Origin of the sequence: Enterococcus timonensis, assembly GCF_900104595.1 — a bacterium.
In the GTDB taxonomy this organism is placed as follows: Bacteria; Bacillota; Bacilli; order Lactobacillales; family Enterococcaceae; genus Enterococcus_J; species Enterococcus_J timonensis.
This window is the reverse complement of sequence record NZ_FNVY01000003.1, coordinates 472,371-490,777: the sequence shown is the minus strand read 5'-3', so window position 1 is coordinate 490,777 and position 18,407 is coordinate 472,371. Positions and strand designations below refer to the sequence as shown.

Genomic DNA, 18,407 nt, shown 5'->3' with positions numbered 1-18,407 from the left:
TCCTCTTTTATTCAATCCAGTTGCGCTTTTAAAAATTTTTTAGCTTTTTTTCAAATCTTTTACCGCACAAGCTGTTGTGCAATCTTCACAACTGGATCCTCTTTTAATTGTTTTATATATTACTAAACCACAGCTACCGAAAATGAATACCCCTAAAATAAAAGTTGACACTTTATCGGCTCCTTTCCAATTGTCCAGATAAACTTACTGTTGCTACTGATTTTTTTGGTTTCCGAACGACAAAATAAGTTAATACACCGACAAAAACTAGCGCCATATAAAAACCAAATCCAATTTGTCCACCTTCAAAGGCCACATGACCTACTTGATAAAAAATCAAACTTACCACATAAGCCAAACCACATTGATAAGAAATAGCTAAAGCTGTCCATTTGCGATTATTCATTTCTTTGGCAATCGCCCCCATCGCCGCAAAACATGGGGCGCATAATAAATTAAACGCTAAGAAAGAATAAGCCGCCATTGGAGTGAACATGGTTTGCAGTTGTGGCCAGACTTCCGATCCGGTATCTGAAACTTGAGATAGGCCGCCTAATAAAACGCCAAAAGTTCCTAAAACATTTTCCTTAGCTACCAGTCCCATTAATGTCGCCACTGTTCCTTGCCAAGTTCCCCAACCAAGTGGCGCAAAAATTGGTGCTAAGAAGCGACCGAAATCAGCCAATAGACTTTCATTTTCACTTACGAATTGCAAATGCCAATTAAAATTAGACAAGAGCCAAATAAATACGCCAGATACAAAAATAATTGTTCCTGCTTTTTTTACAAAAGATTTTCCTCGTTCTAACGTATGGAAAATCACGTTGCGTGGTTGTGGCCAATGATAATTTGGCAACTCCATAATAAATGGCGCCGGGTCTCCTGCAAAGAGTGCTGTTTTTTTCAAAGCAATCCCCGATAAAACGATCGCCGAAATTCCTAAGAAATAACTAGACGGTGCCACCCAAGAATTGTGCGGGAAAAATGCCCCCGAAATTAAAGCGATAATCGGTAATTTTGCTGAGCAGGGCATAAACGTCGTCACCATGACGGTTAACTTGCGGTCGGCTTCATTTTCAATCGTGCGAGAGGCCATAACGGCGGGCACCCCACATCCGGTGGCAATTAACATGGGAATAAAACTTTTTCCTGACAGTCCGAATTTTCGAAATAGACGATCCATCACAAATGCAATCCGCGACATATAGCCGCAGTCTTCTAAAATCGCTAAGCAGAAAAATAAGACTAATAATTGTGGTAAGAAACCCAGGACCGCTCCCACACTTCCTACAATTCCATCTAAAACTAAACTTTGCATCCAAGGGGCGACGTGAATCATTTGCAGAAAGTTTCCAATCGTCGTTGGCACCCATTGGCCAAATAAAACTTCATTGACCCAATCAGTGGCTAGCGTTCCAATCGTTTGAATCGATAAATAATAGACTGCCCACATGACTAAAGCAAAAATCGGTAAAGCTAAAAAGCGATTGGTGACAATGGCGTCGATTTTATCACTGACAGAAAATTCCGCGCTCGCTTTTTTTTCGGTACATAAATCCAAAACGCGTTCAATAAATGCGTAACGTTCATTTACCACAATCGACTCGGCATCATCTTTAAAAATTTTTTCAGTCAAATGAATAACTTCAGCGATTTCTTTTTTTTGTAATGGATTTAAAATTAGCTGCGACAAAATTGCCTCATCACGTTCAAAAACTTTCATTAAATAAAATCTAGTAGCCGTTTTTGGTAAACTATTGCCTAAAATATCAGCCAGTTCACTAAGAGCAGCTTCTAGGCGTGGATCATAACTTGGGGGCATTTGATTAATTGAACTAGCAGCGTGACTAAGAGATTTTTTTACTAGTTCGTCTAGGCCTTTTTTCTTTAAAGCTGATACACCCACAACCGGCACATTTAGCCCATATGCTAATTTTTCTAAATTAAGCACTTGGCCGCTTTTTCTCAATAAATCCATCATATTTACCGCCACAACTAACGGCTGACCGATTTCTAATAGTTGTGTCGTTAAATATAAATTTCGCTCCAGATTCGTAGCGTCCACCACATTAATAATGCCGGAAAATTCTTCTTCCAATAAATAACGACGGGCGACAATTTCTTCTGGCGTATAAGGAGAAAGTGAATAAATTCCTGGCAAATCTTGTAAGGCGATTTCTTTATTTTTTTTCAAGACGCCTTCTTTTTTCTCAACGGTGACCCCTGGCCAGTTTCCTACATATTGACTAGAACCAGTGAGTTCATTAAAGACGGACGTTTTTCCGGCATTGGGATTGCCCGCTAATGCGAATATTTTTTTCATCTATCGTCCTCCAGCGTCACCATAATTAGTTCCACTTCTTGTTTCCGTAACGTGAGTTCGTAGCCGCGAATTTTAATTTCAATGGGATCGCCCATGGGCGCGACTTTTCTCAGTAAAATTTCTGTTCCCCGCGTTAAACCCATATCTAATAACCGTCTTTTCACCGCTCCGGTGCCAAGGACAGCAGCAATGTTTCCTTTTTGATTAGGTTTTAACGTAGCAAGTGCGTAGCGAGGTTTTTCTTCAGTGATTTCGGTAATTAATATTTTTTCTAAAATTTCTTGATTCAGCGCTATTTTTGTCGGTCCCATGGTGACAATCCCACCATCTACTTGTGGAGCAATCAATCGAATGGAACTGCCCATCGTTAATCCTAAATTGCGCAAATGATGATCTTGCATTAAGGACGGGTGGAATCCAGCGATTTGGTAATTTTTCCCGACAACTCCTTGAGCTAAAGTGAGCAAGTTATTTTTCTCCCGTTCCTTTAAGTTGAGAATGATTCTCATTTCCAATTAAAACGATACCCTTATTAATGGCCAAAGTCAATGAAAAATTGCGTTTTCTTGGTGTTTCTAATCAAAAATAAAAAGCCTTTTTTAACTCTTCTAACTAAAAAAATTTTTTGTTATTTATTTTTTGCACAATCCGCTGAATCCGTCACTTACCCACTATGGATAGTAGTCGATATGTTTTTGCATACATTATCTTGTGTTATTTCGTTGACTTTTAAAATATTTCTCGTATACTTAAGGCAAGCAAGGAGGAAGAAAAATGACAACTGTTTATTCAAAAAATAATTGTGTGCAATGCAAAATGGTGAAACGATATCTCGAGGCGCATGACGTGCCTTTTCAAGAAATAAATATTGACGAACAACCGGAAAAAATCGCTTGGCTGAAATCACTTGGCCTAGTCAGTGTACCGGTGGTCTTTTATCAAGATGATATGATTGTGGGTTTTAATCCCGATCGTTTAAAGGCGCTGGCTAGCTAATGAAAATTATTTATTTTTCAGTTGCCGGGCAAACGCGGCGCTTTATTCAAAAATCCCCTTTTACAAACACTTTAGAAATTACGCCCCTTGATCCGTTCAAAGCGATCAAGGAGCCTTTTATTTTAATCACCCCAACTTATGAGCGAGAAATAACCGATCCAGTTTTTGAATTTCTAGCTTATGAAGAAAATGCCCGTTATTGTATGGGGCTTGTAGGAACAGGCAATCGAAATTTTGCGGAACTTTTTATTTTTACTGCCAAAGATTTGGCCAAAGAATTTCAGCTACCGATTCTTTATAGCTTTGAATTTTCAGGGACGACACGCGATATCGAAAAATTAACGGAAGTGGTGGAACAACTTGAGTCTCAAACAATTACCAGAAGTAACTTACTTTAAGTTAAATAACGAAATCAACCGACCAAAAAATGGCCAAATTCCTTTGCATAAAGATTTGGAAGCTTTGTCTGCTTTTTTTAAGGAAAACGTCATACCAAATACGAAAACTTTTGCTAGCGTTGAAGAAAAACTTTCTTGGCTAACAGAAAATGATTATTTGGAAACTGAATTTCTTCATCAGTATTCCTTAACCTTTATTGAAAAACTTTTTGCTTTTCTAAGAGAGCAAAATTTTCGTTTTAAATCATTTATGGCCGCTTATAAGTTTTACACCCAATATGCCTTAAAAACTAACGATGGCACCCTTTACTTAGAAGATTTTTCTGATCGAGTCGCTTACAACGCTTTGTATATGGCTGGCGGCGATGAAGATTTGGCTTGGAAGTTAGCTGACGAAATGATTCACCAACGCTATCAACCGGCGACTCCAACATTTCTCAATGCCGGACGTAAACGACGGGGCGAATTGGTTTCTTGTTTTTTAATTCAAGTGACTGATGATATGAATTCCATTGGCCGCGCCATTAATTCGGCCTTGCAATTGTCACGGATTGGCGGCGGCGTGGGAATTACTTTGTCTAATTTACGTGAAGCCGGCGCTCCTATTAAAGGTTATGCCGGTGCTGCTTCTGGCGTGGTGCCGGTGATGAAATTACTAGAGGATAGTTTTTCCTATTCCAATCAATTAGGTCAGCGGCAAGGTGCTGGGGTGGTTTATTTGAATATTTTCCATCCGGATATTGAATTATTTTTATCGTCAAAAAAAGAAAATGCCGATGAAAAAATTCGCGTCAAAACGTTATCACTAGGCGTTATTATTCCAGATAAATTTTACGAATTAGCGCAAAAAAATGCCGATATGTATTTATTTTCTCCTTATTCAGTGGAAAAAGAATACGGAAAACCATTTTCCTATATCGATATTACCGCTGAATATGACAATCTCGTTGCGAATCCAAAAATTTCCAAAACAAAAATTAAAGCTCGCGCTTTAGAAGAAGAAATTTCTAAGCTCCAGCAAGAATCGGGCTATCCTTATGTAGTAAATATTGATACTGCCAATCGCCATAGTCCAATTGCCGGAAAAATTATTATGAGTAATCTTTGCTCGGAGATTTTGCAAGTCCAAGAACCTAGTGTCTTAAATGACGATCAAAGTTACGCCACTCTGGGGACCGATATTAGTTGTAATCTTGGCTCGACAAATATTGTTAATCTGATGAAGTCACCTGACTTTGGCCAGTCGGTTGAAACTATGACCCGCGCCTTAACTTTTGTCACCGATCATTCGGAAATTGATGTCGTCCCTTCCATTAAAAATGGCAATCAAAAAGCTCACACTATTGGACTTGGCGCTATGGGCCTGCATACTTTCTTAGCCCACCACCAGCTGACTTACGGTTCAGATGCGGCTTTAGAATTTACTGATTTGTATTTTATGTTGCTAAATTATTGGACCTTAACAGCTTCCATGAAAATTGCTAAAGAGAAAAAGGAAACTTTTGCCAATTTTGAAAATTCCACTTACGCATCTGGCGCTTACTTTATTCCTTATTTGGAAAAAGATATCGTTATTCATCAGCCACAAGTCGCTGAATTATTTAAACATATTTTTATTCCTACTACTAACGATTGGGCCCAACTGAAAAAAAATATTCAACAGTTCGGACTTTATCATCAAAACCGGCTAGCCGTAGCTCCCAATGGTTCGATTTCTTATATTAACGATACTTCAGCTTCGATTCATCCGATTACTCGTTTGATTGAAGAACGGCAAGAGAAAAAAATCGGCAAAATTTATTTTCCGGTGCCTCTTTTAAACAACGATAGTTTGCCTTATTACACGAGCGCCTACCAAATGGATATGCGCAAAGTCATTGACACGTATGCCATCGCCCAAAAACATGTCGATCAAGGAATGAGTTTGACTTTATTTATGCCGGCAGTGATTCCTAATGGTCTTTACGAGTGGAAAAATGGCGGTACCGATAAACAAACGACTCGCGATTTATCAATTTTGCGCTATTATGCGTTTAAAAAAGGGATTAAATCCATTTATTATGTCCGGACTTTTACGGAAAATAATGAAGAAATTGGCGCCAATCAATGTGAAAGCTGTACGATTTAACAGCGTCAATCTAAAAAGACGCCCAAATTTTTTGCCTAACATTCAAGGAGGATTCAACGAAACTATGACTGAAACTTATTATTACGCCATCAACTGGAATGAAATTGAAGATGCCATTGATAAAGCGACTTGGGAAAAACTAACCGAACAATTTTGGCTAGATACCCGCGTGCCTTTATCCAATGATTTAGACGATTGGCGCAATCTTTCCGCGCTAGAAAAAAAAGTCGTCGGCCATGTTTTTGGCGGACTGACACTTTTAGATACCGTCCAATCAGAATCTGGGATGGAGCAACTGCGCCATGATGTTCGCACCCCTCATGAAGAAGCGGTTTTAAACAATATTCAATTTATGGAAAGTGTCCATGCTAAAAGTTATTCGTCGATTTTTTCAACTTTAAATACGAAACAAGAAATTGATGAAATTTTTCAATGGACTCATGAAAATCCTTATTTGCAAAAAAAAGCCGAAATCATTAATGAAATTTACAAAAACGGCACCCCACTAGAGAAAAAAATCGCCAGCGTTTTTCTAGAAACTTTTCTATTTTACTCAGGATTTTATACGCCGCTCTATTATTTAGGCAACAACAAACTTCCCAATGTCGCCGAAATTATTAAACTCATCATTCGTGACGAGTCGGTCCACGGCACTTATATCGGTTATAAATTTCAACAAGGGTTTAATGAACTGGATGATACCGCTCAAGAAAATTTAAAAGAGTGGCTCTATGATCTCCTCTATAAACTTTACGAAAATGAAGAAAAATATACCGAAGAATTATATGATGGGCTTGGTTGGACGGACGAAGTGAAAATATTTTTGCGTTACAACGCCAATAAAGCGCTGATGAATCTTGGCTTTGATCCGCTATTTCCCGATACCGCCGAAGATGTCAATCCGATTGTGATGAACGGAATTTCCACCGGCACTGTCAATCACGACTTTTTCTCCCAAGTCGGTAACGGTTATTTATTAGGCCAAGTGGAAGCCATGAATGATTCAGACTACAAAATTTAAAACTCAGACTTAAGTCGGCTTTTTATAGCCGACTTTTTTGGTATACTGAAAGAAATTAACTGGAAAAATTATAGGAACAGGTGCCTATGCTTAAAATATTTAAAATACTTGAAAAAAATCGCCAACTTCTAACTTATCTATTTTTCGGCGGATTAACTACCGTTGTAAATTACGCCGTTTACTTTCTGACAACTTATTTAACTGGCTGGGATTATCGCTTAATAAATTTTCTCGCATGGTTTTTTTCTGTCCTTTTTGCCTATGTCGTAAATAAAGTTTGGGTTTTTCAAACAGGAGAAAATCGCCGCGGACAAAAATTTTGGCGGGAAATTTCGTTATTTTTTGGCGCACGAATTTTTTCTTTAGGACTAGACATGCTCTTGATGATTGCTTTAATTAGCGGCCTTTCCTGGTCAGATTTTTGGGCTAAGACCTTGACGCAAGTAGTCATTGTCGTCACCAACTATTTTTTGTCCAAAAAAATTATTTTCAAAAAGTAAGGAGACATCAGACTGCCATGAAGATTTTTTTAGTAGAAGATGATCAACATTTAGCTCAACAAATTCAACAACACCTCGAAAGATACAACTATCAAGTGACTGTCTGTCAGGATTTTCAACAAGTCACCGATAATTTACGGCAAAATGATCCCCAGCTTGTTTTAATGGATGTCAACTTGCCTTATTTTGATGGTTTTTTTTGGTGTTTAGAAATCCGTAAATTTTCTACGGTTCCCCTGATTTTCCTCTCAGCCCGCGAACATCCCATCGATCAAGTGCGGGCTTTAGAATGCGGGGCTGATGATTATATTACTAAACCTTTTTCTTACGAACTCCTTTTGGCCAAAATTAAAAGTCATTTGCGTCGCGTTTATGGCGCTTATAATCCCCAATTAAAGGGAAATTTTATTGAAAAAAATGGGCTCACTTACTATCCCGAGCGCCTCAGTGCGACTTATCTAAATCAAACAATTAATCTTAGCAAAAAAGAAGGCGATCTTTTAGGCTGTCTTTTAGAAAAATTCCCTCAAGTTTGTGATCGTAAGCAGCTGCTGGCTCTTTTGTGGGACGATGAGCAGTTTGTCGATGACAATACTTTATCTGTCAATGTTACCCGGTTGCGCAAAAAATTAGCCGAACTTGGCTTACCAAACACGATTCAAACCTTGCGTTCCATGGGTTATGGACTTTCTTTTGAGGAAATTTCATGAAAATTTTTTGGCAACAATATCTGACCCATTTTATTAGCCACTTATTCTTAATGTTAGTCGTTATGGTTTTATTTTTTTTAGACGGCTATGAAAATTTTTTATTGTTTGGCTATGGCTTTTTTATTTTCTTTATCTTAGAAGCCGCGCTCCTTTTTCGTTCATACTGGAAATCTCGGCATTTTTGGGGATTTTTAGCCGGCCAAAAATCTGCCGCTACTTTAAAAAAAGATACCAGCCCTATGAGTCTTGCCTTAGCTCAATTGATTGAAGCCAATCAACTTGCCCATGAGCAAAAAACAAATCAACTGCTGGAAACTCAAAAACAGCAACAAGATTTTATCGAACTTTGGGTCCACCAAATGAAAACACCTGTCACTATTTTGACGCTTTTAGCGCAAGAAGACCAAGTTGATCCGCGCCAAATCGTCGCAGAAACCAAACGTTTAAAAGAAGGACTGGATTTGGCATTGAATATGTCCCGGGCCACTAGCTTTGAACATGATTTTCACCTGCAAAAATTAAATCTTAAACAAGTCGTCCAACAAGCCATTATCAAAGAAAAAATGAGTTTTATTCAGCGGGAAATTTATCCGAAAAATTTTTTGCCAGACCTGACCGTCACTAGTGATGAAAAATGGCTGGCTTTTATTTTGCAACAATTGCTACAAAACAGCTTAAAATACAGCCCTTCCCACTCTCAAATTACATTTTCAGCTACTGTTTCTAATTCACAAGTCACAATCTTGCTCACCGATTACGGCCAAGGGATTCCTAAGCAAGATTTGCCTCGCGTAAAGGAACCATTTTTCACTGGCACCAATGGTCGAATATTTCCTGAAGCGACTGGTATGGGTCTTTATTTAGTCGATAATATTGCTAAAGAGTTGGCGATTGATTTTTCCATCGCTTCAACCCAAGGCGTCGGGACAACTTTTTCTTTAACTTTTAAAAAAACTTTGCCAAGCTGACAAAGATGTAAGAAAACTGTCAACAAAATCGCTATCGATTTTCCTAAATGTTTTGTAAAATCAATCTGAGGTGAATAAAATGAAAATATTAACAGTCAATCAATTGACGAAAAATTATGCCGGTGAAGTGCCGGTAGAAGTTTTAAAAAAAATGAATTTCACAGTGGAAACTGGTGAATTTGTAGCTATTATGGGACCATCTGGTAGCGGGAAAACGACGCTTTTAAATTGTCTAGGTACTCTCGATCAACCCACAAGTGGCACGATTTTATTAAACGATGAAAATCCCGCCACTTATGATAAAGAAAAACTGGCCACCTTCCGCCGTCAGCAATTGGGCTTTATTTTTCAAAATTATAATCTGCTCTCGCCATTAACTGTTGCGGAAAATATTATGTTGCCCTTAACTTTAGACCATGGAAATTTAACTGAAATGGAAAGTCGCACTCGCGAGTTAATGGCTGAACTAGGCATTGAAAAATTAGCTAATAAAAGAGTCCATGAACTTTCCGGCGGTGAGTGTCAGCGTGTGGCCATCGCCCGGGCTTTAATTCATGACCCGAGCCTTATTTTAGCCGACGAACCTACCGGAAATCTCGACTCGAAGGCCGCCGGAGACGTGATGGAAATTTTGCAACAGCTAAATCAGACTAAAAAAGTTACCACGCTAATGGTGACCCATGATCCGATTTCAGCAAGTTATGCTAAGCGGGTAATTTTTATTAAAGACGGTGAACTCTTTAATGAAGTTTATCTTGGAGAAAGTCGCGAAGCCTTTTACCAAGAAATTTTAACGGTCTTAAGTCATTTGGGAGGTGGGCGCCATGAATTTTCGACAACTCATTTGGCGTAACATTTCCCGCAATACTCAGACGTACGGCAGTTATTTTCTCTCCAGCGTCTATTCGGTTTTTGTTTTTTTTATTTTTGGTCTTCTCTATTTCCATCCCCAACTGCAAAATAATCTCCCGGCTAATTCTGACACCATTTCTGCTCTAGCTAAAATGGGGCTGGGGGTTTCCCAAGTGGTGATTATTGTTCTTTCGATTATTTTTCTCTGGTACTCTTTTGCCAATTTTTTAAGCGCCCGTAAACGGGACCTCGCCATTTATTTAATGTTGGGGATGTCGCCGAAAAATTTGCGGAAAATGGTTGTTGGCGAAAATTTAACTTTAGGCAGTATGGCTATTTTTTCTGGCGTTTTGCTCGGTACTATTTTTGCCAAAATTTTCCTTTTAGTGGCGCAAAAAATGCTTCATTTAACCGACACTTTAAAATTTTATTTCCCTTGGCAAGCGATTATCCTTTCCGTCGTTAGTTTTTTCTTGATTTTTATTTTAATTTCTTTTTTAGAAACCCGAAAAATTGAAACGGAAAATTTAACCGATCTAGCCAAAGGAGAAGAAAAAGCCCCTGCCACTCCCAAAGCAAAATTATCACTAGCTATATTAGATGTTGTTAGTTTAATCGCCGGTTACGGTTTGCTCATTTATTTTGTTAGAGGATCGGCCAACTTCTATCTTCTGTTAGCTTGCGTGTTGCTAACTATCTTAGCCACATTTTTGCTGCTCCACCAATTTTCGATTATTTTTTTACAATACTTGAAAAAAAAGCCCCGCAACAAATTGGGCCAACGTTTACTGTTAATCAGTGAATTAATTTTTCAAACGAAAAAAAATGCCTCCATGTATGCCTTAATTGCCTTAACAGCTTCTGTGGCTTTTGTCGGTCTTGGCGTAACCATGGCCATTGGTTCAGCTAACTTAGCGCAAAATACGACGATTAGTTTCAGCTATATTTTATCGCCATCAAAAGAAACGCAAGAAATTAGTCAAAAAATCACCGAAAAAATTCAAGAAAAATATCCAGAGGCACAACAAGTGGCGCTAGAATTTACAGTGAACACCTTAGAAGTGAATTACCAAACGCCATTTACTCCTAATAATTTTTGGCCCACTACGCCAACTTTCATTAAAGCTTCTCAATATAATCAACTCGCCACATCCGCTGGCTTGCCGCCTCTTCATCCGACTGGTAGCAAGATGTACACTTTTGCCAGCTACAATTCAGAATTAAAAACTTTGAAAAGTCAAAGTGCCAAAGAACGGACAGCTCAAGGAACGATGACCTTTCAAGGTGAAGAAATTCCCGTTGTGATCGAAAAAATTCCCGATTTTTTAAATGTTAATTTGTGGGACGCTGTCGTAGTAGAAGATGCTCTTTTTGAAAAAATTTATCATTCGCCTGAAGAACAAGCTGTTGGCACCCCTACTAAAGTTTGGATTATTAATTATTCCCAGTGGGCCAAAGATGCCAAATTTTCCCAATCCATTGATAACCAGCTGACTGAATTTCAAGAATCGTATAACCAAAAGTATCTCGACGATTCATTTTTCTTTACTTCTCGCTATCAACAATGGCAAGCCGGCCGCCAAGCGAACGGTCTAATTATGTTAATTGGGATTTTATTAGGCGGTGTCTTCTTTATTTTCGCCGCTTCGATTCTCTCCTTTAGACTTTTCGGCCAAATTCCTCAAGCAAGAAAGTATCAACACGCACTAGACTTATTAGGAATCCCTGAAAAAATGCGCAAAAAAATTATTCGCCGCGAAATGCTTTTAATGTATTTCTTACCGGGAATTATTGCCACACTTCATTTCACAATGGCCTTTTGGGCACTCCAACTTTTGAGCGCCATCAGTTTTTGGAATATTTATTTCCAAATTTTGCTTGTCTATTTTATTTTCCAATTCTTATTTTTCCTTTTTTCCAGTCGTTACTATTTCCGCCAATTAAATTTAAAATAAAAAAACAGAAATTCTAAGGATCCTTCCATCCTCAGAATTTCTGTTTTTTGTTTTATTTATTTTTTCTTTTTACCAAATACTTTGTCGAAGAATCCTTCTTCGCCTTGTTCATTTACCTGGTCGCCACCAGCTTGTGCAAACGTACGTAAAGCATCACGTTGCGCTTCTGTTAAGCTCTTTGGTGTCAGCAAGTTTACTTTCACTTGTTGATCGCCGAAGCTTCCACCGCGTAACTTAGGTGCCCCTTTACCACGCAAGCGGAAAGTTGTTCCTGTTTGCGTGCCTGCTGGAATTTTTAATTTTACTTTACCATGAACAGTTGGCACTTCCACTTCATCGCCTAAAGCTGCTTGGACAAAGCTAATGGGCATATCGTAGTAAATTTCTGAACCATCACGATCAAAAATATCACTTTTTTCAACATAGAAAACAACATACAAATCGCCATAAGGACCTTTATTGATCCCAGCTTCCCCTTGACCTGTCAAACGCATTTGTTGACCATCTTCCACACCGGCTGGAACATTTACTTTCACCGTATGAGAAGATTTTTCGTGTCCCGTTCCATGACAAGTTGGACATGGATCTTTAATTTCTTTACCAGTCCCGCGACAAACATCACACGTTTGGCGACTCATCACACGCCCAAGTGGCGTTTGACGTTCCACGTTGATCGTCCCGGCTCCGTGACATTTATGACAAACGACCGGACTCGTCCCAGGTTTTGCCCCAGAACCGCCACAAGTATGACATTCATCTTCACGATTGTATTTGATTTCTTTTTCAACACCAAAAATGGCTTCTTCAAATTTCAAATTCAAACTGTATTGCAAATCTTGGCCTTGCCGTGGGGCTGTTGGATCAACTTGACGAGATCCGCCACCGCCAAAGAAGGAATCAAAAATATCTTCAAAGCCAAAACCACCGCTACCACCAGAGAAACCACCACCGGAAAATCCGCCAAAACCGCCGCCACCAGCTCCATAATTAGGATTGGTACCAGCATGACCGTATTGATCGTAGGCCGCTCTTTTTTGTGGATCGCTTAAAATTTCATAGGCTTCCGCCACTTCTTTAAATTTATCTTCAGCTCCGGCTTCTTTATTAATATCCGGATGATATTGTTTGGAAAGCTTGCGGTAGGCTTTTTTTATTTCATCTTCATTGGCACCTTTTGCAACGCCCAGCACCTCATAGTAATCGCGTTTATCCGCCATCAAAAAACCTCCAATAATTAAATTCAAAAATCTATCATATCATAACATATTTTACTAAGATACTCTAGATTCACTCGCCTAAGAAAAAAAGCCAAAAGAAATCTTTGGCTTTTTAAACATAGCGTGACAACTTGCGACAACTTATTTTTTCGGTGTCTTAAGTGCAACTGCCTAGGGAAAAAGATAATTCTTCTGGCGAATGTTCCATTCACTTTCAGAATTTCTATTTTCCTACGGCACTAAACGCACTTGCGACAACCTTTTTTTCGGTGTCTTAAGCGCAGTGCCTAGGGAAAAAGATAATTCTTTTGGCGAATGTTCCATTCACTTTCAGAATTTCTATTTTCCTACGTCACTAAACGCACTTGCGACAACCTATTTTTTGTCGTCGTCTACTTCGGTGAAGTCGGCGTCTACTACGTCGTCTTTGCCATCTTGGGCTTCAGCTGCTGCATCAGGATTTTCAGCTTGTTGCGCTGCAGCTGCTTGTTCGTATAATTTAACGGTTAGGTTTTGAACGATTTCGTTTAGAGAATCGCGTTTAGTTTTCATATCTTCAATGTTATTTTCTTCGACAGCTTTTTTCAATTCGTCGCGGGCGTCTTCGGCTTTTTTAACTTCATCAGCATCAACTTTACCGTCAAGATCTTTCAAAGTTTTGTCGACAGTGAACAACAATGCATCAACATCATTGCGCAAATCAACTTCTTCTTTGCGCGCTTTATCGGCTTCGGCATTAGACTCAGCGTCTTTAACCATCCGTTCAATTTCATCGTCAGATAAACCGGATGAAGATTTGATCGTAATTTTTTGTTCTTTCTTCGTTCCTAAATCTTTAGCGGAAACATTAACGATCCCGTTTTTGTCGATATCAAATGTAACTTCGATTTGTGGTACACCACGTGGAGCTGGTGGCAAATCGGTTAATTGGAAACGACCTAAAGTTTTATTATCAGCAGCCATTGGACGTTCCCCTTGCAAGACATGAATATCTACAGCAGGTTGGCTATCAGCAGCGGTTGAGAAGACTTGTGATTTGCTCGTTGGAATTGTTGTATTGCGATCGATTAAACGAGTGAAGACACCACCCATTGTTTCAATCCCTAGAGATAATGGTGTTACATCAAGTAAAACGACATCTTTCACGTCACCGGTGATAACTCCACCTTGAATAGCAGCACCCATGGCTACAACTTCATCAGGGTTTACAGATTTATTTGGTTCTTTATTTGTTTCTTTACGAACGGCTTCAACTACTGCAGGAATCCGAGTTGAACCACCGACTAAAATAACTTCATCAATATCAGATTGAGAAAGTCCAGCATCACGCAACGCATTGCGGACAGGAGTTTTCGTCCGTTCAACTAAATCAGAAGTTAAATCGTCAAATTTAGCACGAGTTAATGTATTTTCTAAGTGCAATGGACCATTAGCGCCGGCAGTGATAAATGGTAAGGAAATTTGAGTGCTAGACACACCGGATAAATCTTTTTTCGCTTTTTCAGCAGCATCTTTTAACCGTTGAACGGCCATTTTATCTTTAGATAAATCAACGCCATTTTCTTTTTTGAATTCAGCCACTAAGTAGTCGATAATTTTGTTATCAAAATCATCCCCACCAAGTAAATTATCACCAGATGTTGATAATACATCAAAGACGCCATCGCCTAATTCCAAAATAGAAACGTCGAATGTCCCACCACCAAGGTCAAAGACTAAAATTTTTTCGTCGCGGTCGGTTTTATCTAAACCATAAGCTAATGCTGCAGCGGTTGGTTCGTTAACAATCCGTTCCACTTCTAAACCGGCAATTTTACCAGCATCTTTTGTTGCTTGACGTTGCGCATCGTTAAAGTAAGCAGGAACTGTAATAACTGCTTTTTCAACTTTTTCCCCAAGATAATCTTCAGCAAAACCTTTCATGTATTGCAAAATCATCGCTGAAATTTCTTGTGGTGTATAAGATTTGCCATCTACTTCCGTTTTGTAACCTGCTTCGCCCATATGACGTTTAATGGAAGAAACAGTATCAGGATTGGTTACTGCTTGACGTTTAGCAACTTCACCGACTTGAATTTCACCATTTTTAAAAGCAACAACAGATGGTGTTGTGCGGTTACCTTCTGGATTTGTAATAATTTTTGCTTCTCCGCCTTCAAGAACAGCGACTGCAGAGTTTGTTGTACCTAGGTCAATACCAATAATTTTAGACATAAGAATTTCTCCTTTTAAATTTAATTTTTTATTTTTATTGAGCAACAATCACCATAGCCGGACGTAACACCCGTTCATGGAGTTGGTACCCTTTTTGTAACACAGAGATGATGGTGTCAGCTGGGAATTCATCACTTGCTGCCACGGTTTGGACTGCTTGGTGTAAATTAGGATCAAAAGCTTGAGCTAAGGCCGGAATTTCTTCGACGCCTTCTTCTTTTAAGGCATGGCGCAATCCTTCTAAGACCATTTCCACGCCTTTTTTCAAAGCCGCTGCTTGATCGTCGTTAACTTCAGTAGCTAACGCGCGTTCCAAATTGTCCAAACTTCCTAAAATTCCTTTGGCCAAATCTTGCGAGCGATAACGCGTCAATTGTTCCCGTTCTTGGCGAGAACGACGAGTCATATTAGCAATTTCTGCTTGAGCTCGTAAAAATTTGTCTTCCATTTCAGAAAGTTGCTCCGTTAAATCAGCAACTGGATCGACTTCATTTTGAGCTTCACTTGTTGCATCTGTTGTTTCCTCTTCAGGAAATTTGAAAATTTCTTCTGAGTGATTTGTTTCTGTTTGGTTTGCTTTAACATCCTCAGAAAACTTTTCTTCCTGCTTTTTTTTAGCCAATCATGAAACCTTCTTTCTAACTTTTTAATTTTTCCCGTCTAACAAGCGGTAATAGGCGCTCAGACGGTTTTCCATTTCATTTTTAAAAACATCTAACAGACCCAATACTTTTTCATAAGGCATGTTAGCTGGTCCAAGAATCGCAATCCGCCCTTGCCCGTGACCATTGATTTCATAATTTGAAGTAATCAAGGCCAAATCGTTCAAAGAGCTATTGCCAATCTCTTCACCAATAGCAATGGCGGTTGGTTTCTGGTCGCTGCCTTGTCTTTCCAATAATTGCGAAAGGGCCGCGCCGTTATCCATCAGCGTAATCAATTGCCTGAAATGATTGACATCATGAGTCATCTGAAAATCCAGTAAATTCATTTTTCCACCGACAAAGACCCGCTCATCAAAAGTCGTAGCGAATAATTGTTCGAATAAATTCAAAATACCTTGCGGCGTTTGAAAATATTTTTGCAAAACTAAAGGAATTTCTGTTCGCAACTTATGATAAACACTCAGTAAGGGTTGATTAACAAGGCGTTCATTAATGATTCGGACCATTTTTTCTAAATCTTCGGCGGACAATTGATTAGGCAAATTAAAAATTTGACTTTCCACATTGCCGTGATCAGTCACAATGACAGCCACAATTTGCCGGGCATTTAATGGTACGATTCGAAATCCTGTCAATCTTCGTTCCGAAAGTTCCGGTCCTAGAGAAAAAGCGGTGTAGCGCGTCAAACTCGATAAAATGCTCGCTGAAGCTTCGATAATATCGTCAATTTCTTTGAACGGCTGTAAAAATGCTTGTTGAATCGTTGTAACTTGTTCATTGGTTACCGCAGAAGGAACTAACAGATGATCAACATAATATCGCAAACCAACTAACGACGGCACTCGTCCTGACGATGAATGAGTTTTATTGAGTAAACCCAATTGTTCTAAAGCACTCATCTCGTTACGAATGGTGGCACTAGAGGCCTGGATACCGTGTTCCATCAAAAACTTCGAGCCCACGGGTTGTCCGGTGGTGGTGAACGTTTGAATAATCAGACGTAAAATATTTTCTTGACGACTCGTTAACATTGTTCCACCTCCTTACTAGCACTCCTATACTCTAAGTGCTAATACTTCTGTATCATATCAAGTTTACAAAGGGTTGTCAAGGATTTGACTTAAAAAATTAGCACTTAATTGTCTCGAGTGCCAACTTGAATTTCTAGCCTGGTGATTGCAATTTGAAAAATCCGTGGTAGCATAAAAAGAAAGCAAGATAATTAGAAAGGATTATTATGGAAGAAAAAAAAATCATTTTGTCCCAATCCTTAATTCAACCAAAAATTTCCGCCTATATTCACATCCCTTTTTGTGAGCATCTTTGTTATTACTGCGACTTCAATAAATTTTTTCTTGAAGGTCAACCAGTAGATGAATATATTCAAGCTTTGCTAAAAGAAATTCGCTTAGCTAAACAGCAACAACCATTTGACGTCAGCACTCTTTATATTGGCGGTGGCACGCCGACTGCTTTAAGTGCAAAACAATTAGACGTTTTACTAGCTGGTTTACAAAAAGAATTGCCCCGCGATAACGCCATGGAATATACGGTTGAAGCCAATCCTGGTGACTTAACAGCGGATAAATTAGCGGTCTTGAAAAATTACGGCGTCAATCGTTTATCTTTAGGTGTCCAAACTTTTGATGATCGCCTTTTAAAAAAAATCGGTCGAAAACATTCTGCCCAAGATGTTTATGATACTTTAAAACTTATTGACCAAGCCGGATTTACGAATGTTTCTATTGATTTGATTTATGCCTTGCCTGGCCAAAGTAAGGAAAATTTCCAACAAACATTAGATCAAGCCGTTGCTTTAGATTTGCCGCATTATTCGTTGTATTCATTGATTTTAGAAAACAAAACTCGCTTTATGAATTGGGTGCGCCAAGGACGGCTGGCCATGCCAGATGATGATTTGGCTGCTGATATGTTTGAAATGGCTCTTACTTCCTTAGAAAAAGCGGGCAAAATGCAATACGAAATTAGTAATTTTTCCGTTCCTGGTCTGGAAAGCCAACATAATCTTATGTATTGGAATAATGAACAGTATTTCGGTTTTGGTGCGGGAGCTTCCGGATTTTTAAGAGATATTCGCTACCGAAATTTCGGGCCAATTCCTCATTATTTAAATCCAATTGCGGAAAATAAATTACCTATTTTAGAAAAAGAAAAATTAACGACCAAAAATCATTGGGAAGAAGAAATGTTTTTAGGTCTCCGAAAAAAACAAGGGGTCTTTTTACAACATTTTTCCAAAAAATTTGGCGTCGATTACTGGTCTGTCTACGGCGATGTGACAAAAAAATTAATAAATGATAAATTACTCGTTTTAGAAGATGGCTGGTTAAAACTCACCCCCAGAAGTTTATTTATCGGCAATCTCGTTTTTGAAGAATTTTTATTAAGTGAATAAAACCAAAAAACACCTCCTGCGCGTAAAGGCCAGAGGTGTTTTTT

The 18,407-nt window shown here is 38.8% G+C and carries 17 protein-coding genes; 10 read left to right on the top strand and 7 right to left on the bottom strand.

Annotated features, from left to right (window positions below; all coding sequences use genetic code 11):
• Window positions 1–39: 39 nt before the first annotated feature.
• From BQ5341_RS10385 to BQ5341_RS04130, 3 genes are read right to left on the bottom strand one after another with little or no spacing between them, the layout of a single operon-like run.
• Window positions 40–171, bottom strand: coding sequence for a FeoB-associated Cys-rich membrane protein (locus BQ5341_RS10385; RefSeq protein WP_106396166.1), 132 nt, complete (start codon window positions 169–171; stop codon window positions 40–42).
• A 1-nt stretch (window position 172) separates the two neighbouring features.
• On the bottom strand, window positions 173–2,323 hold the full coding sequence (feoB, locus tag BQ5341_RS04135) for a ferrous iron transport protein B (protein ID WP_071130766.1): 2,151 nt from the start codon (window positions 2,321–2,323) through the stop codon (window positions 173–175).
• Window positions 2,320–2,832: a FeoA family protein gene (locus tag BQ5341_RS04130; RefSeq protein WP_235836370.1), complete on the bottom strand. Its 513-nt coding sequence runs from the start codon at window positions 2,830–2,832 to the stop codon at window positions 2,320–2,322. The genes feoB and BQ5341_RS04130 overlap by 4 nt, the downstream gene beginning before the upstream one ends.
• Window positions 2,833–3,097: 265 nt before the next feature.
• Between BQ5341_RS04130 and nrdH the strand changes: the two genes are divergently transcribed.
• The 9 genes from nrdH (at window position 3,098) to BQ5341_RS04085 (ending at window position 11,851) form a co-directional block, all read left to right on the top strand.
• The gene (nrdH, locus tag BQ5341_RS04125; RefSeq protein WP_071130764.1) at window positions 3,098–3,319 is read left to right on the top strand and encodes a glutaredoxin-like protein NrdH; all 222 of its coding nucleotides are present in this window, start codon (window positions 3,098–3,100) and stop codon (window positions 3,317–3,319) included.
• The gene (nrdI, locus tag BQ5341_RS04120; RefSeq protein WP_071130763.1) at window positions 3,319–3,717 is read left to right on the top strand and encodes a class Ib ribonucleoside-diphosphate reductase assembly flavoprotein NrdI; all 399 of its coding nucleotides are present in this window, start codon (window positions 3,319–3,321) and stop codon (window positions 3,715–3,717) included. Before nrdH ends, nrdI begins: the two co-directional genes overlap by 1 nt.
• Window positions 3,680–5,845 (top strand): class 1b ribonucleoside-diphosphate reductase subunit alpha, encoded by a 2,166-nt coding sequence (gene nrdE / locus BQ5341_RS04115; protein WP_071130762.1) that lies wholly within the window; start codon window positions 3,680–3,682, stop codon window positions 5,843–5,845. Before nrdI ends, nrdE begins: the two co-directional genes overlap by 38 nt.
• A 64-nt stretch (window positions 5,846–5,909) precedes the next feature.
• Window positions 5,910–6,866, top strand: a complete 957-nt coding sequence (gene nrdF / locus BQ5341_RS04110) for a class 1b ribonucleoside-diphosphate reductase subunit beta (protein WP_071130761.1) — start codon at window positions 5,910–5,912, stop codon at window positions 6,864–6,866.
• An 86-nt stretch (window positions 6,867–6,952) separates the two neighbouring features.
• Window positions 6,953–7,366, top strand: coding sequence for a GtrA family protein (locus BQ5341_RS04105; protein ID WP_071130760.1), 414 nt, complete (start codon window positions 6,953–6,955; stop codon window positions 7,364–7,366).
• Window positions 7,367–7,383: 17 nt separating this feature from the next.
• Window positions 7,384–8,076, top strand: coding sequence for a response regulator transcription factor (locus BQ5341_RS04100; protein ID WP_071130759.1), 693 nt, complete (start codon window positions 7,384–7,386; stop codon window positions 8,074–8,076).
• Window positions 8,073–9,044 carry a sensor histidine kinase gene (locus tag BQ5341_RS04095; protein ID WP_071130758.1) on the top strand — a complete coding sequence of 324 codons (972 nt, stop codon included), beginning with the start codon at window positions 8,073–8,075 and terminating at the stop codon, window positions 9,042–9,044. The genes BQ5341_RS04100 and BQ5341_RS04095 overlap by 4 nt, the downstream gene beginning before the upstream one ends.
• A 79-nt stretch (window positions 9,045–9,123) precedes the next feature.
• Window positions 9,124–9,897, top strand: a complete 774-nt coding sequence (locus tag BQ5341_RS04090) for an ABC transporter ATP-binding protein (protein ID WP_071130757.1) — start codon at window positions 9,124–9,126, stop codon at window positions 9,895–9,897.
• Entirely contained in the window at window positions 9,869–11,851 is a 1,983-nt protein-coding gene (locus BQ5341_RS04085; protein ID WP_071130756.1) for an ABC transporter permease, read from the top strand. Before BQ5341_RS04090 ends, BQ5341_RS04085 begins: the two co-directional genes overlap by 29 nt.
• A 56-nt stretch (window positions 11,852–11,907) precedes the next feature.
• Here the strand turns inward: BQ5341_RS04085 and dnaJ are convergent, their stop codons facing one another.
• From dnaJ to hrcA, 4 genes are all read right to left on the bottom strand, one after another.
• A complete protein-coding gene (dnaJ, locus tag BQ5341_RS04080; protein WP_071130755.1) occupies window positions 11,908–13,068 on the bottom strand; it encodes a molecular chaperone DnaJ in 1,161 nt (386 codons plus the stop codon).
• 375 nt (window positions 13,069–13,443) lie between these two features.
• Window positions 13,444–15,282 carry a molecular chaperone DnaK gene (gene dnaK, locus BQ5341_RS04075; RefSeq protein WP_071130754.1) on the bottom strand — a complete coding sequence of 613 codons (1,839 nt, stop codon included), beginning with the start codon at window positions 15,280–15,282 and terminating at the stop codon, window positions 13,444–13,446.
• 34 nt (window positions 15,283–15,316) lie between these two features.
• Window positions 15,317–15,904 (bottom strand): nucleotide exchange factor GrpE, encoded by a 588-nt coding sequence (gene grpE / locus BQ5341_RS04070; RefSeq protein ID WP_071130753.1) that lies wholly within the window; start codon window positions 15,902–15,904, stop codon window positions 15,317–15,319.
• A 24-nt stretch (window positions 15,905–15,928) separates the two neighbouring features.
• The gene (gene hrcA, locus BQ5341_RS04065; RefSeq protein ID WP_071130752.1) at window positions 15,929–16,978 is read right to left on the bottom strand and encodes a heat-inducible transcriptional repressor HrcA; all 1,050 of its coding nucleotides are present in this window, start codon (window positions 16,976–16,978) and stop codon (window positions 15,929–15,931) included.
• Between the two features lie 206 nt (window positions 16,979–17,184).
• Here hrcA and hemW point away from each other — a divergent pair, with 206 nt between their 5' ends.
• A complete protein-coding gene (gene hemW, locus BQ5341_RS04060; protein WP_071130751.1) occupies window positions 17,185–18,363 on the top strand; it encodes a radical SAM family heme chaperone HemW in 1,179 nt (392 codons plus the stop codon).
• Window positions 18,364–18,407: the final 44 nt, after the last annotated feature.